The organism is Fibrobacter sp. (assembly GCF_045131395.1).
GTDB lineage: Bacteria > Fibrobacterota > Fibrobacteria > Fibrobacterales > Fibrobacteraceae > Fibrobacter.
Genome location: NZ_JBGUQY010000024.1, coordinates 190,998 through 205,670, shown reverse-complemented (window position 1 = coordinate 205,670; position 14,673 = coordinate 190,998). Strand labels below are relative to the sequence as shown.

12 protein-coding genes and 1 tRNA gene are annotated in these 14,673 nt (G+C 50.4%); 11 read left to right on the top strand and 2 right to left on the bottom strand.

All coding sequences use genetic code 11. The features are described from left to right. Positions 1-254 precede the first annotated feature (254 nt). From rplM to ACJMNB_RS07475, 4 genes are all read left to right on the top strand, one after another. On the top strand, positions 255-683 hold the full coding sequence (rplM, locus tag ACJMNB_RS07490; RefSeq protein ID WP_072980026.1) for a 50S ribosomal protein L13: 429 nt from the start codon (positions 255-257) through the stop codon (positions 681-683). Between the two features lie 21 nt (positions 684-704). After that, positions 705-1,109 (top strand): 30S ribosomal protein S9, encoded by a 405-nt coding sequence (gene rpsI, locus ACJMNB_RS07485; protein ID WP_072980024.1) that lies wholly within the window; start codon positions 705-707, stop codon positions 1,107-1,109. 151 nt (positions 1,110-1,260) lie between these two features. Further along, a complete protein-coding gene (locus tag ACJMNB_RS07480; protein ID WP_405340798.1) occupies positions 1,261-2,133 on the top strand; it encodes a hypothetical protein in 873 nt (290 codons plus the stop codon). Then, positions 2,123-2,761 (top strand): hypothetical protein, encoded by a 639-nt coding sequence (locus tag ACJMNB_RS07475; RefSeq protein WP_405340795.1) that lies wholly within the window; start codon positions 2,123-2,125, stop codon positions 2,759-2,761. Before ACJMNB_RS07480 ends, ACJMNB_RS07475 begins: the two co-directional genes overlap by 11 nt. Positions 2,762-2,765: 4 nt before the next feature. On the opposite strand, the gene ACJMNB_RS07470 is transcribed toward ACJMNB_RS07475, so the two are convergent. Further along, positions 2,766-3,521: a flavodoxin family protein gene (locus ACJMNB_RS07470; RefSeq protein ID WP_405340792.1), complete on the bottom strand. Its 756-nt coding sequence runs from the start codon at positions 3,519-3,521 to the stop codon at positions 2,766-2,768. A 264-nt stretch (positions 3,522-3,785) separates the two neighbouring features. Between ACJMNB_RS07470 and rpsB the strand changes: the two genes are divergently transcribed. The 4 genes from rpsB to ACJMNB_RS07450 all read left to right on the top strand — a co-directional run bounded on the left by rpsB (position 3,786) and on the right by ACJMNB_RS07450 (position 9,465). Further along, on the top strand, positions 3,786-4,526 hold the full coding sequence (rpsB, locus tag ACJMNB_RS07465; RefSeq protein ID WP_405340789.1) for a 30S ribosomal protein S2: 741 nt from the start codon (positions 3,786-3,788) through the stop codon (positions 4,524-4,526). Position 4,527: 1 nt separating this feature from the next. Then, positions 4,528-5,409 (top strand): translation elongation factor Ts, encoded by an 882-nt coding sequence (tsf, locus tag ACJMNB_RS07460; protein WP_405340786.1) that lies wholly within the window; start codon positions 4,528-4,530, stop codon positions 5,407-5,409. A 350-nt stretch (positions 5,410-5,759) separates the two neighbouring features. Further along, positions 5,760-8,129, top strand: a complete 2,370-nt coding sequence (locus ACJMNB_RS07455; protein ID WP_405340783.1) for a hypothetical protein — start codon at positions 5,760-5,762, stop codon at positions 8,127-8,129. Positions 8,130-8,304: 175 nt separating this feature from the next. After that, the gene (locus ACJMNB_RS07450; RefSeq protein ID WP_405340780.1) at positions 8,305-9,465 is read left to right on the top strand and encodes a hypothetical protein; all 1,161 of its coding nucleotides are present in this window, start codon (positions 8,305-8,307) and stop codon (positions 9,463-9,465) included. Between the two features lie 67 nt (positions 9,466-9,532). Here the strand turns inward: ACJMNB_RS07450 and ACJMNB_RS07445 are convergent, their stop codons facing one another. Then, a complete protein-coding gene (locus tag ACJMNB_RS07445; protein WP_405340777.1) occupies positions 9,533-12,820 on the bottom strand; it encodes a transglycosylase domain-containing protein in 3,288 nt (1,095 codons plus the stop codon). Between the two features lie 137 nt (positions 12,821-12,957). Between ACJMNB_RS07445 and ACJMNB_RS07440 the strand changes: the two genes are divergently transcribed. From ACJMNB_RS07440 to ACJMNB_RS07430, 3 genes are all read left to right on the top strand, one after another. Further along, positions 12,958-13,046: transfer RNA gene (locus ACJMNB_RS07440), tRNA-Ser, on the top strand. Positions 13,047-13,181: 135 nt separating this feature from the next. Beyond that, a complete protein-coding gene (locus ACJMNB_RS07435) occupies positions 13,182-13,523 on the top strand; it encodes a hypothetical protein (RefSeq protein ID WP_405340774.1) in 342 nt (113 codons plus the stop codon). A 120-nt stretch (positions 13,524-13,643) separates the two neighbouring features. Further along, complete coding sequence (locus ACJMNB_RS07430; RefSeq protein ID WP_405340771.1) at positions 13,644-14,660, top strand: hypothetical protein; 1,017 nt, start codon at positions 13,644-13,646, stop codon at positions 14,658-14,660. Positions 14,661-14,673: the final 13 nt, after the last annotated feature.

Below are 14,673 nucleotides of genomic sequence, written 5' to 3'. Positions count from 1 at the left end.
GGCCATACTGTTTTCCCCGCTCAAGTTGTCTTCCCCGGCTTGACCGGGGGTCTCCTGTTTTAGCCGCAAAGAATGATTTTTATTATGATAATTAGCACAACTCTATTAATTGATAGAATGAAAATGTCAAAAATGGCGCGGATTTTTTGAAAAATCGATATTTTTTACCCTTGCAAACCCCGAAATATTCTTCTAAATTTAGCGCAGCATTTCACGGGGCAACTCGGCCCCGGAATAACTAATAAAGGATTTACATGAAGACCATTACGGTAAACCCGAAGAACGTCGAACACAAGTGGAAGCTTGTGGACGCCGCCGACAAGCCTATGGGTCGCGTTGCCTCTGAAGTTGCAAAGCTCCTGATGGGCAAGCACAAGGCTATCTTCTCCCCGAACGTCGACACTGGCGATTTCGTGGTTGTGATCAACGCTGAAAAAGTTGCTGTTACCGGCAACAAGGCTCTGCAGAAGCAGTACTTCCACCACACCGGTCACATTGCCGGTGAACGCTGGATCAACTTTGCCGACCTCTTGGCAAAGCACCCGACTGCACCGCTCGAAGCTGCCATTTGGGGCATGCTCCCGCACAGCGCTCTCGGTCACAAGATGATCAAGAAGCTCAAAATCTATGCCGGTGCTGAACATCCGCACGCCGCGCAGAAACCCGAAGTTGTAGAACTTTAATTTAGAACGGAGGATACCTCTATCGCTACCGCAAAAAATAAGAAGATCTACCGTGGCACTGGCCGTCGTAAGAATGCCATCGCCGCTGTGATCCTGAAGCCGGGTTCCGGCAAGCGCACTATCAATGGTCGTGATTTCAAGGATTACTTCCATTCTGAAGTGCAGAACATGATTGCTAACCTTCCGTTCGCCATCCTCGGCAACGCGGAAGAATGGGACGTCGAAGTTACCGCTCGTGGCGGTGGCATCGCTGGCCAGATGGGCGCTGTCCGTCTTGGCATTGCCCGCGCCCTGGTTGCTAACGACGCCGAAGTCAAGCCCGCCCTCAAGAAGGAAGGCCTCATGACTCGCGACTCTCGTGCCGTTGAACGTAAGAAGTTCGGCCGCAAGAAGGCTCGTAAGCACTTCCAGTTCAGCAAGCGCTAATCTGCGAATTTGCTATTACGAAAAACCCTGGCTATGCCAGGGTTTTTCTGTTATTACAAGACCGTTTCGGCTCCATTTCGGAACTGAGAAGCCGATATCATTTTACAAATAAATTTGCTTTTCGGGCTTTTTTAGCTTATATTTATTTGTGATGAAAAAGTTAGCCCTTTTATTTTCAGTCTCTTTTTTGCTTGCGGCCTGTAGCTCAGGTGGTGATGTTCATTATATCACCATGGAAGAAAAGGAAAACGAAGTGCTCCTTACGGACTTTTCTAGTCTTCACTTTGCGTTGCGTTGCCGCGTTGATTCCAAGTCTAAGAATTGCGGAATCGTACTTGGCGATTTCTTGTTGAAAGAATCCCGCTCGGGCGGTTGCAACCCTAATACAGGCTGTACCTATTATGATACTTATTATGGATTTAAAGACGCCTCGCTCCTTACATTGCAAGTCAAGAACGAACTTACGGGAGAGTCGAAATCCCTGATGTCGTATTTACAGGACGATATTCCCTACATGAAGGGTGATGCCTATGTGCCGTCTGTAATGAACCTGAAGAAGTCGAAAGAGCCAATCAACACGATTACGCTGACGGGCTATTATGATGGAGACGAGTGGGTTGAGCATGATACGACCATTGCCATTAAAGACACCCTTTATGCCGACGAAAACGGAAAAATCAGCTTCTCTGTTTCGGATGCCAAGAACAACCGTGCCGCAGTTTCTATAGATATAAGTGCCGTCCTCGAAAAAAATAACGCGAAGACTGTGGTGCTGAGAACCGTGACTGGGGGAGATTCTTCGTATATTGAGCCTCTTTGGACTGTAGAACCGGGGATGATTGCCGTGGAACCCTTGGACATCAATTTTGAAATGAAGGATTCTGTTGTGATTCCGCAGTTCACGAACCTGCCTGTTCAAAAAAAATCGTTCTTGAACGTAAGCCCGCTTCCCGATTCGCTTATTCTGTCTGGCGGAGTGAATGATAGTCCCCTTCATATCCTGGTGGAAAACTATGCGAAATAGAATTGCCGTTGTTCTTTTGTCTTTGTTTCTTGCGGCTCCCGCTTTGGCTAGCGTCGGGGTTTTCCAGAAATTCAGTATGGGTATCATGTTTGGCTTTGGCCCGTCTTATATGACCGGGGATGATGCGGACCTTTACGAAGAAAACGAAACGATGGGTATTGGACTCGCATTCCGAATGGCATTCCCTGTGACAGACAGGTTGTCGGTGCTTGCTGATCTAGGTATCGATGGAACTCTCGGTTATTCTAGTGAATATGATTACCAGCATCGCACGTTTACGGATTCAGTCATAACGGATGCCTGGGAAATTACCGTGTTGTGGAACTATTTTGCGACGGACAACTTTTTCGTGTCGGCCGGCCCGAGTTTTCGATTCCCTTTTGTCGAAGAAAAAATCGAATTAGATGACGATGAAATCTATTCAGAGAAAAAAATAGACTATGCGAACGATTTTTGGTTTGACGCGATGTTTGCCTTTGGCTGGAAAGAAGGCGGCTTTGAAGTTGGCTTAAGGACCGGTTACGAATTCTTGGGAATGTTCAAGGAAACCGATAAATACGAGTCTGTAGACATCAGCGAATTGCGCTTCCGTTTATACTTGACTTATTGGTTTGGGCAGACCCCGTAATGGCCTAGAAGTTGTCGTCGCGGTCGAACATGTGTGTCACGAATTCCACGACCAGCGTCTCGTAAGCATCGTCGCTGAAAATCGGCTTTTGCATCAGGTCGATTGCTTCTTTTGAAAGCGCACCCGTGGCGGCGAGTTCTGCGCCGCCCTTGCGGTACTTGTCGCGCAGCATGTTCAAGCGGCGCGGGCCTCCGCGGTGGTCCAGCGCACGCATCTGCGGACAGGCGATCAGCGTGTAGCCTTCGTGCCCAAGGATAATATCGAACTGCTTGCGGACCGGTTCGTAGACCACGTCCAGGTCCATCCAGGCGCAGCTCGAAAGCAGGATAATCTTCTGGCCTTCTTTCTGGAACTGGAGGCCATGCAGCGGCGTGTTCATGGCATTGGCGCCATCCTTCAGCTTTTGGCCCATGTAGGGGTGCACCATGCCCACGATGCGGTCCATCAGGCACTTCATCTGGCCTGGCACGCCAAACAGGTACAGGGGAAAACTCCAGATGACGATGTCCGAGTTGATGAGCTTTTCGCGTACCCAGGGCACGTCGTCGTCCTTCATGAAGCAGCTGCCGTCTTCACGACCCCAGCAGCTCAGACAGCCGCGGCAGGGCTTGATATTCAATTTGTCGATAAAAAGATATTCCGATTCGTACTGCCCACTTGCTTCCAGGCCTTCTACGAACGCCTTGGTGGGAATCAGGGTTCCGCTGCGCTCTTTTTTGGGGCTAGCGACCATAATCAAAACTTTCTTCTTTTCAGGCATGGACGCAAATGTAGAATTTTTCAACTTTGGCACTCCTTCGGAGTGCATTTAGCTCGGCTCGGTTATGTCAAAGCATAAAAATGCTTTGACGCAACGCTCGCCTTTTGCTAAATTTACCCGCGCTTGGGTAATTTCGCCCAAGTAAAAACCAATCACCGGCTTGCGAGAGTCGCTTCGGTGGCGAGGTCCACACCCCTAGGTCAGGTCTTCGCTTCGCGGCTTAATTGCAGTCCGGGTAGTAACAACCGAAAAGGAAAATACATTATGGCAAATCTGCCTTCTGTCGAAGATCTGCTTGCTGCAGGCTCCCACTTTGGTCACCAGACTCAGCGCTGGAACCCGAAAATGAAACCCTACATCTTGGCTGAAAAGAACGGCATCTACGTTCTCAACCTCTCCAAGACTCGTGAACTCCTTGAAGAAGCCGCCAAGGCCGCTGCCAAGATCTCTGAATCTGGCAAGACCGTGCTCTTCGTTGGCACCAAGCCGACCGCTCGTCAGTGCGTGCTCGACGCTGCTGCTTCTTGCAACCAGTTCTCCGTGACCAACCGCTGGCTCGGTGGTATGCTCACGAACTTCCAGACCGTCCGTAAGTCCATCAAGAAGATTGACAAGATCGACGCTATGGAAGCTGATGGTACTTTCCAGGCCCTCTCCAAGAAGGAAGTCCTCGACAAGAACCGCGAACGCGAAAAGCTCCTTTCCGTGTTCGGTGGCATCCGTGAAATGGTGAACCTCCCGGGCCTCCTCGTCGTGACCGACCTCGCTCACGAAAAGATCGCCGTGGCTGAAGCTCGCCGTCTCCACATTCCTATCATCGGCATTTGCGACACGAACGTCGACCCGACTCTCGTGGACTATCCGATTCCGGCCAACGACGACGCCGTGAAGTCTCTCACGCTCATCGTCGACTACATCGCTGCTAACGTTGCAAAGCGTTCTGCAGACAAGAAGGCCGAAAAGGAAGAAGCTAAGAAGTTCGACAACGGCGAGGAAGAAAAGTAATATGCAGATTACCGCTTCCCTCGTTAACGAACTCCGTCAGAAGACTGGCGTGGGCATGATGCAGTGCAAGAAGGCCCTCACCGAAACTGACGGCGACATGGACAAGGCCGTTGAACTCCTCCGCAAGCAGGGTGCTGCTGTTGCCGCCAAGCGCGCTGACAAGGCCGCTAAGGAAGGCCGCATTTACTTGATCGAAACCGCCGACAAGGCCGCTGCTTTCGAACTCTCTTGCGAAACCGAACCGGTCTCCAACAACGACGACTTCGTCGCTCTCGCCAACATGGCCGTGAAGGCTGTCGAAACTCAGGCTATCGCCTCTGTCGAAGACCTCAAGAACGCCGTTGTCGATGGCAAGAAGATTAACGATGTGCTCCAGGACGTGCTCGTCAAGATCCAGGAAAACATCGACTTCCGCAAGTTCGCCGAAATCAAGAAGACTGCTAACTCCGTGTTTGGCGTTTACAGCCACATGAAGGGCAAGATCGGTGTGATCACCGAACTCGCTTTCGAAGGTTCTGCCGACGAAGCCGCCCTCAAGGCTGCCGCTAAGGATATCGCCATGCAGGCTGCCGCCTTCGCTCCGGTCGCCCTGAATGACGCTGCCGTTCCTGCCGAAACTATCGAAAAGGAAAAGGAAATCGCCAAGGCTCAGATCGAAGCTTCCGGCAAGCAGACCAAGCCCGAATTCATGCAGCGCCAGATCGATGGCCGCGTGGCTAAGGTGCTCAAGGAAATCGTTCTTGAAGACCAGGAATTCTTCATGGCCGAAAAGAACCCGAAGAAGCTCTCTGTCAAGGACTACCTCCAGGAAGTCGTTGCCAAGCAGCTCGGTCTTTCCAGCTTGAAGGTCGTGAACTTCATCCGCTTCGAACGCGGTAACTAAGCTTACGTCATTGCGCAAGCGCATGACTCTTCGGTTATCCAATACGTGTGCAAGCGCCCGTGCTGTATAACCTTGGACGTCATTGCGAACCCGTAAGGGTGAAGCAATCCATAGCTGAAATTAAATTGGTCGCTCCCCCGTGGGGCGGCCTTTTTAAATTTTCTGGCAAGTATAGAATACGTTTGGATTTGTAGTGCTCCTTTTGGATTAATTTGTGAAAAAAAGTATTTTGTATGTAAAAACGTACTTGTTTTTTTGAAATGTTTTTTTATTATTCTCCACCGAGTCTTGAATTTGTACGAAATTTTGGATAAACTTGTTTTGTACAATTAAAAATAGGAGAGAACAATATGAACATTCAAAGGAATGTTGTTTTTGCACTAACCCTTGTAGGGCTTTGGTGTGCAGAGTCTTTTGCGGCGAGCATTATACCTCATACGAGAACAAAGGCGAAGCCAGGAACCTCTGTAAATTATGTCGTCTATGAAAATTACAGAACTGCGGGACTGTCTCAGCCTGTAACTAAGAAACTCAAGGTCCTTTATGACTTAGCGGCCCCTTCTTATGGTGCCATCAAGGACACTAAGATGACGGTGACGACCTGGGGACCAGCTTCTGATGCACTGGGCTATACCGAAATGACAACGGAAGGCCACATGTACAACGGCTGGAGCGATAATAGGGAACCCTTAATGTATCGGTGCTGGGCTGTTGCTGCATATAACCTGTATCATTACTTTTATAATAAGTACAAGGCTGAAAAAACTATTACCTTTCCGTCTAATTTTAAGCCGATGACACAGGATGAAATGGTCTTCTGGGGTCAAAATTCAGGTTTAGGCAATTCTAGTATTTATACTCATCCTGGATATGACGCCTTCCAGTTACTACAGGGGGGTGATGACGCAGATAGAGAAGCCGTTTTCAGAAAAATGTTTAATAGATATGCCCAAAGTGTATATCGTCCAAATGTGCTTGATATAGCCTCTATATTGTCGGACCTGAAAAAAGATAAACCAGTTTATATCAGTGTGCCTCAGCATGCTATGTTGATTGATGCCGTAGCCGAGGATTCAGAAAAAAGGAAATTGGTTCATTGTGTAAATTTCGACAACCATGGAACTGAAGGTTATGTATACTTTGACCAACTAGATATTGAAGGTTGGGTTGCCTATGAAAAACCAAGTGAATTGATTGGATCTGATACGGAATTTCCGGTTGATAAGGATTCTGATAATGATGGCTTGTGTGACTTTGACGAAAAATATCGTTTTAAAACTAATCCTAATGGCGCGTCGACAGATCGCGATGCTTTGAGCGATTCTCTGGAAATTCACGCCAAAATTATACGTTTGCAAATTGACATTAATTACCTTTACGATCCTAATACAAAGGCCATTGAGTTCCTTAACTTGAGCTCGGCCTACGATAAAAAATCTGGTCGGGCCTTGGAAATTGAAGAAATACTTCCCGAAAAGAAATCCAATACAGATGGGGATAGCTACTCAGATGGCTATGAAGATAAAAATAGGAACGGCCTTTGGGATGAAGGAGAAACCGATCCGTATCTTCCGGACATAGATAAAGTCACGGTTTCGGATAACGTTCCGGGAAGCTATACCATCTATTCGTTGGGCCTTGTTGAACTTGGAAAGAATGTAGAATGCTGGAACTCCGATAGTCGGCCTACATACATCTCCTATAAGAATGAGCGGCGTGATTACCGCCCTCGTTACAATGGATGTCGCATCGCTTCTGAATATAAGGGCAATGATACTTATGCTGTGGATCTTCGTGAAAATGCTCATGCGGGCTTTATTGATTCCAAGGGCAAGGTCAGATTGGGCGATGGAAGCGTTGCGCCTTTCGTATATTTCTATAGGGCGGATGAAGAAGGCAGCATGACTAGAAGTAACTCTGCTATTGGTTATGGTCATGTGTTTCTTGGTGGCGGGGCATGGCAGTATGTTGTGACAAAGCATGCTGTATATGATACGGGTACAAGGGATGCTTACGTGTATAGCGGCGAAACTCTGACGATCACTCCGTCGACACCGATTAGGAGCCTTATCGTAGAAAGCGGTGGAACGCTGGTTCTTGGTAATGGCGATTTGTATGTTGGTACCATTACGCTTATGGCTGGCTCTAAAGTCAAGCTTTTGGATAACACGCATCGTACGAACTTGCATACCTGTGGCGTTGTAAATTGGAAAGCTGCGTTCGTGAAACCTAGTGATGCAGATGTTGGGGATATGACGGGACAATTTGCATTGATTCAGCATGCTACCTACAATGTCAATATCGATAACAAATGGTACGGCTCCATTTATGCTCCAAAATCAACCATTCGCCTAGGTACAACAAAGGGCATTTCGGCCTATGGTCGCTTCTTGGGCGGTAAGGTATCTGTTCGAGAGCAGTCTGTTGTTTACTATTCTCCTTTAAAGAGACCGGCTTATGCCAAGATGATTGCTGAAAGCGATGTCGCGGAACCGAAAGCTCAGTTTCTTGAAGAGCCGAATTTCTCTGCGGAGGTCTCGGGCAATATGTTGACTGTCGGCAATATTCCCAATGGACATGCCGTCCGTGTTGTAGACGCTCAAGGCAAGGTTATTTCTAAGATGGTATCCAATGGAAGAGAACTGAATATTATGCTGCCGACTACAGGTCTGTATATCGTCTATTCCGGAAGTCGATATCGAATGCTTACTGTCAAGTGAATTAGTAGACAGTAGGACAAACGCGTAAGGCGAGTGTTGCGCCCATGCTTGCATGGGCATAACCGAGCCAAAGAGTTGGGGCTTTAGCCCCATCCTAGCTACAATTAAATTGGTCGCTCCCCCGTGGGGCGGCCAGTTTTTTTATTTTGTATGCGAATATAAAAAGGAGAACGAAATGCTGAAAAAGTTTTTGTTGATGGGTGCTGTCGCAGGGTTCTTGGCCGCTTGTGGCGATTCCGATTCGTCGCAGGCTCTGGAACAGGAAACAGCGTCTCTCGAAAGCTCTTCGTCGGAGAACTCTGAAAACAGTTCATCGTCGCTACTCAAGGAAGAAAGTTCTTCTGCAGCAGAATCTGCGACGGACTCTTCGGCAAATGGCTCGGAGATGAGCTCTGCCGTGCAGGATTCCGGAGCCGGATCTTCTTCTGAAACGGCGGCGGAAAGCTCTTCATCGCAGGAAGAGTCTACAAGTTCTTCGTCCGATGACTTCAACGTGCCGCATTACGACAAGCTGCCCTTTGATACCGCGGGAGTAAAACCGGAAGTATATGAATTTTTAGATATTGATGGAGAGTTTGCAGAAGAATATGCAAGTGAATATGCAGAGTATGGTGATTCTGCGAAGAATATTCGCTGGTTATTCCCGGTAGATTTTGAAGGATACTGCTACACCATAGATGAACCGAATGGCGAGTTTGGTGGTGGCCTCCAGATGGGCGCCGGCCCTCTGGAAATGCTGATTATTGCTCGGGAAGATTCACTGATGTATGCCGATTATCGTGAATGCTCCGGTCTAGGGTGGGATGGCTGCCGCCGTAAAAAACATGCCTATACGCAAAAAATTACGGTCGGTGAAGATGTCTTTTACTATGGGGAATTTGATGACAAGTTTTTGCTTATCCAGATGACGGATTCGTTGCTTTCGCAGTGGTCCATTGCGAACCCCAGCTATGTTCCTGTTAAAGATACGTCTAAGCATACCGGTTGGCCAAAGAGCCTGTTTGAAGGTAATTCTCTGGTAGCGTTTGTCGGTGACGATTCCAGCTCGGCCTATGTCGATACGATTTATATCGCGAAGTACAACGTGAAAATTACGGATGTCGAGAATACATGGATTTTTGAAAACGAAACTTGCACTGCCGAGGGTTATGAGCGCCCGGCCGGTATGGAAAAGAAAGAATCATGCAATGCGTTCATCGCGTACCATAACGAATCGAAAGCGTGCATCAGGCGCAACCTGGGTACAGAAAGTTTTGTCAGACTGTGCCGCCCGCAACAAGATGTCTATATTAGGAGTGACATCTGGTGCATCCTGGATCAAGAAAAACCAGATTGATTTCCTAACGAAAAAACAGCGGTATGCCTCAGGGCATGCCGCTGTTTCTTTATAAATTCAGCTTTAATTATTCCGCTTCGATAGGCACGAAGGCGTTCTTGCTGTCAAAGCCTTCAGGCAGATCCCAGTCGTCATCCTTTGGCATGGCGGCAGCCTTCGGCTGAGCCGGTTGTGCAGGCTGTGCCGGAACAACGGGTTGTGCGGTAGGCTGCTCGGCGCTGGGGGCGGCTTGGGCGGTTTCTGCTGCAGGGGCGGCGCTTGTTGCCGGCTGTGCGGCAGAAGAATCGGCGGTGGCAGGCTCTGCGGCAGGTGCAGCTGCCGGCATGGGCAAGCTTACCATGATTCCGTTTTCGGCGGCGGTTTCTGCAGCCGCGGCGTGAACCTGGGGCGGCGTGAATCCCGGAACTTCAATCCATGGCAGCGGGCGGCCCTGTTCGGCGCTACCGCCTGCGATAATGCTGCCCGTCATGGGGTCTACCGTCAGCTGGCCGCGTTCGTTGTTTAGCACCAGCGGAACTTCGCCGGCGGCAAGCATCGAAATATCCAGGAAGTCGATCTTTTCGGGCAGGCCCAGAATCTTGATTTCTTTCTTGGCAAAGTCGGCCCACTGCGGCAAGCCGCCGCTGGCGCCTGCGATACGGGTGCGCCCGGATTTCAGCGGCTTGTTGTCGTCGAAGCCCACGTAGCTGCCGATGGCCACTACGGAGTCCGTAGAAATGCCGTTCTTCTCGTTCACGTAGGTGGGGAGTGCACCGAGGAATGCCACGTTGCGGTAGTCATTGGTAGTACCGGTCTTACCGAGGGCGGGGTAGCGCAGGGTAATGGCGCTGTCCGGCGAAGTCACCGTAATGTGGGTGTACTGGCTGCGTGCCGTACCGTTTACGAACACGGAGTGCAGCATTACCGCCATCTGCGAGGTAATGGTGTCGCCGATGACCACCTTGCTTTCGCTCTTGTTCCTGAAGATCACCTTGCCGTCGCGGTTCTTGATTTCCTTGATAAAGCAGGGGTCGGTCCAGTCGCCATCCAGGCACTTGAACACCTTGCCGGTAAGGAGGGTCTGGTAGGCGGTAGAAATTTCAGCCAGGGTAATGTCGTTCACGCCCAGGGGCATGCTGAACACTTTCTGCAGCTTCTGCTTGATGCCGATTTCCTTGGCGAAGCGTGCGTATTCGGCAAAGGCCAGGGAACGTCTGTAGTCGGGCCAATAACGCAGGTGTTCTGCGTCCAGGTAATCCACTTCGCTGTCCACCGGTTCCACCATGGTAGAAAGGCGTTTCATGTCGGCCAGCGTAAAGTGGTTGTACAATACCACGGAATCAAGAGGCGGCAATTCGACGGTGGGGTCCAGCTCCTGTGCCTGGCGGTTGCGCAAGATTTCGGAATAGCGCTTGTAATTGTGGTTGATAAATCCGATGGTCTTTGCATCCTTTTTCGATTGCTTGATGGCGATATCGTTAAAGGTGCCGTAACGCAGGTTCATGACATCCCGGGCCTTGTCGTCCTTGCCTTCCAGGCGGTAGCGTTCGGCCAGGGCGTCGCGGGCCTTGGTGAATTCGATTTCCCGCTTGGTGTCTTCCTTGAGAATCAGGCCGAACTTGTCGCGGAGTCGTTCAAAGAACTTCTTGGTTTCTTCTTCATCGTAGCGGGCCATGTCGTTGACGGCGGCGATTTCGTTGAATTCATCCTGCGAAAGCTTGTCCAGCAGGTGTTCCAACAGCCAGATGCTGGCGATGTTTTCGGAGCGGGTGGCGGACCAGGCGATGCTTACGACGTCACCCTTGTTCTTGTGGTCCGGTCGCGGGAAGTAGAACTGGTTGGTGAACTGGAACACGTTGAAGTCGTTTTCCAGCATGTCCAGGTAGTTCCAGTGGTACTTGAGGGCGAGTGCATAAAGAATGGGCTTCCAGCTGGAACCCAGCTGACGCACGGCCTTGAAGCTACGGTCGAATCCGGTGTTGTGGAAACCGCCCTGGCTAGCAACCACCTTTCCGTTCTGGATGGCAAAAAGACCGCCTTGCAGTACAGGTTCCGTTTCAATCTGGCAGGGGGCAAAACCGTCTACGGTCTTGTCGTCCATCACGCTCACCAAGAGGATGGCTCCCTTCTTGAGTTGCGGTGCCAAAATCTTGTTCACGTCACCGCCGGCCTTTTTCGCGAAGTCCTTCACGGCGGCTTCAGAGACCAAGCCCTTGAGCTGTCCGAAGCTGAGGGTCAATGCCTTCAGGCTTCCCTTGTCGTCAACCATGATGCTGTCGACGGTGCCGTACAGGTAATCGCCCTTGCGGGCGGTCTGGGCGCGGTTAGCGAACTGGGCCTTGGGCAAAACGAAACCGCCCAACTGCATCTGGAGCCCGCTGATGTTTGCCTGCAGGGCCGTCTTTGCGGCGTCCTGGCTGCGGGCGTCAAGGGTGGTGGTAATGGAAAGCTGGGCCTTGCGCCAGTCCTCGATTCCCTCGGCTTCAAACTTTTTCTGGAAGAATTCTCCATCCAGCTTTTCTTCGATGCGGTCCAGCATGGTGCTTACGCTAAAGCGGAAGTTGCCGTGGTTGAATTCCAGCGGCTTGGCCAGCGCCTCGCTCATGTCTTCTTCGGAGATGTAGTTCTCTTCGACCATGCGGCCAAGCACGTATTCCAGGCGTTCCTTGCCGCGGGCCAATGCCTTTTCGCGGCGCTCGGCGTTACGCTGAATGAAGGGGTCGTAGTTGAAGGGCCCCTTCACCGAGCCTGCGATAAAGGCGCATTCGGCAAGTGTCAGGTCCTTCAGTTCCTTGTTGAAGAAGTACTGGGCGGCAATGGCCACGCCCTTGCCGGTACCCGAAACGTGGAACTGGTTCAGGTAAAATTCAAGGATGTCTTCTTTGCTAAAGTGCTTTTCCATGCGGAGCGCGTTAATGAGCTCCTTGCCCTTTTCCTTGATGCTTCTTTCTTCGCGGCCAAAGATGTTCTTCACGGTCTGCTGGGTCAGCGTAGAACCGCCCTGGCGCATGTGCCCGCTCTTGATGTTCGAAATCATGGCGCGGGTAAAGCCGTAAATGCTGAAGCCGGAGTGGTTCCAGTAGCCGGCGTCTTCGGCGGCAATCAATGCGTTCACGATATTTGCCGGAATGTCGCCATAGGGGACGTACACGCGGTGGTTTGCGTCGAAGAAGGCTCCCAGAAGCTCTTCGCCGTCATTATAATAGACGCGGGTTTCGCCCGAAAGCACCTGCAGAATGGTGGATCGGTTGAACTGGTTGTCCGGATCCTGGGTAGGCAGGATCTTGAACACCACGATGTAGGCGGGAATGCAGCAAATGAGTCCGACCAGCGCAAATGCGGCCGCGATTTTTAGCACTTTGGATAAGAAACGCATACTAAAAATTTAGAAAATTTGCTTTTTTGCTCCGTGTAATGTAAAAAAAAGTGCCTTTGTGGGGCTAAATTTGGCAATTTTGGGCCGATACCCTTGAAATTTCACCGAATTTTATCTAAAATTTGTGTCCCCAAGATGGGAAGATGGCCGAGCTGGCCGAAGGCGCGTCCCTGCTAAGGACGTATAGGACTTAATCCTATCGCGAGTTCGAATCTCGCTCTTCCCGCTGCAAAGACCCTCTGGTTCGCCAGAGGGTCTTTTGCTTTTTTTAGACAAAAAAATGGCCTTTTGGTCATTTTTTACTTGATTTTTCTATTTTCAGAATGGATATTATAGGAAAAGATTTTTCAAGGAGCTTAAAATGAAAGCATCAAGTTTTTTTGCCGGTCTTGCCTTGGGCGCTGTTGCTGCTATTGCCGCCTCTAAAAAAATCAAGGCCATGTGCGATGACGAAGATGATTCTTGCGACAACGACGCCGCTCTCAAGGATGCCGAAGACACCGTCCAGAGCCTGCGCAACTCTGCCGACAGCCTGCTGAACGATCTCAAGACCCAGACCGAGGCCAAGCAGACTTACGCCGCCCAGTGCGAAGATCTGAAGGACCAGCTTGCAAAGAAAGACGCCGAAATCAACAACCTGAAGAATGTCTGCGACAAGCAGGCCGGCGAAATCAGCAAGCTCGAAGCCGCCCAGGCCGGTTAATCTTCTAAAACGCCTATAAAACAACTTGAAACAGTGCTTTTTAAGCACTTGTTTTTGCGATTTATCCGATTTCCGGCAAGGGAACCGGAGTTTTTTGTGTAATAAAGGTATATTTGGTTCATGACAAAGTACCTTTTTGTTCTGACCAGTTCCCCGAAGGATTTTTTCTGCGAACAGACGCTGGTGGCGATTGCCTCCTTGCGCGTGCATAACCCGGGCGCATTCGTAACGCTCTTGACCGACGACAAGACGGCGGCGACCCTTACTGGCCCCCGTGCCGTGCTCAAGGATGCCGTGGATGAACTGAAGGTGCTGACCCTCGACGAAAAGTTCACGCCCATGCTCCGCTCCCGCTACCTCAAGACGGTCATGCGCAACGTAATCGACGGCGACTTCCTGTACATGGATTCCGACATTGCCATCGTGGGCGACCTTTCCATCCCCGAAGAATGGAAGGGCGGCATTTACGCCGTGCTGGACTTCCACACCAACCTTTCCAAGGCCATCAACCGCAAGAAGGTCTTGAACAACGCGAAGATGATGGGCTTTTCGCCTATCCTGAACGACGAAATCTTTAACGGGGGCGTGATGTTTGCGGCAGACACTCCCGAAGCCCACAAGTTCTTCGAAACCTGGCATGATCTGTGGCTTTACTGCGTGTCCAAGAATTTCCCCTACGACATGGCAAGCCTCGCCGAGACGAACTTCAAGTTCGGCTACATTACGCAAAAGATGCCGGGCGGTTGGAACTGCCAGCTGGCCTACGGCAACCGCTTCTTGCCCACCGCGAAGGTACTGCATTTCTTCGGCTCGCGAATCATCGATACCCGCGGCCACAAGGTGCCTGCAAGCATGGACCTGTTCTTGCCCAAGATCTTGCGCAAGGATTTCTACACCAACCTGAAGAATATTCCGGTGAAGGTCAACGCCGACAAGAGCATTTCCATCAACGAATACTACGACGACGTGATTGCTCACGCCAAGGAAGAATTTGAATTCCAGACCCGCAAGGTGGGGGCGGCTGGTGCCTACATTATTCGTAGCTACGCCTTTGCCAAGTCGCTTGCTTGGCTGTACAAGCATTTGCCGATTCTCGTGAAACCGCTCCACATTTTCGGTGCGATTATCGGGAAGTGATTTTTCTATATTG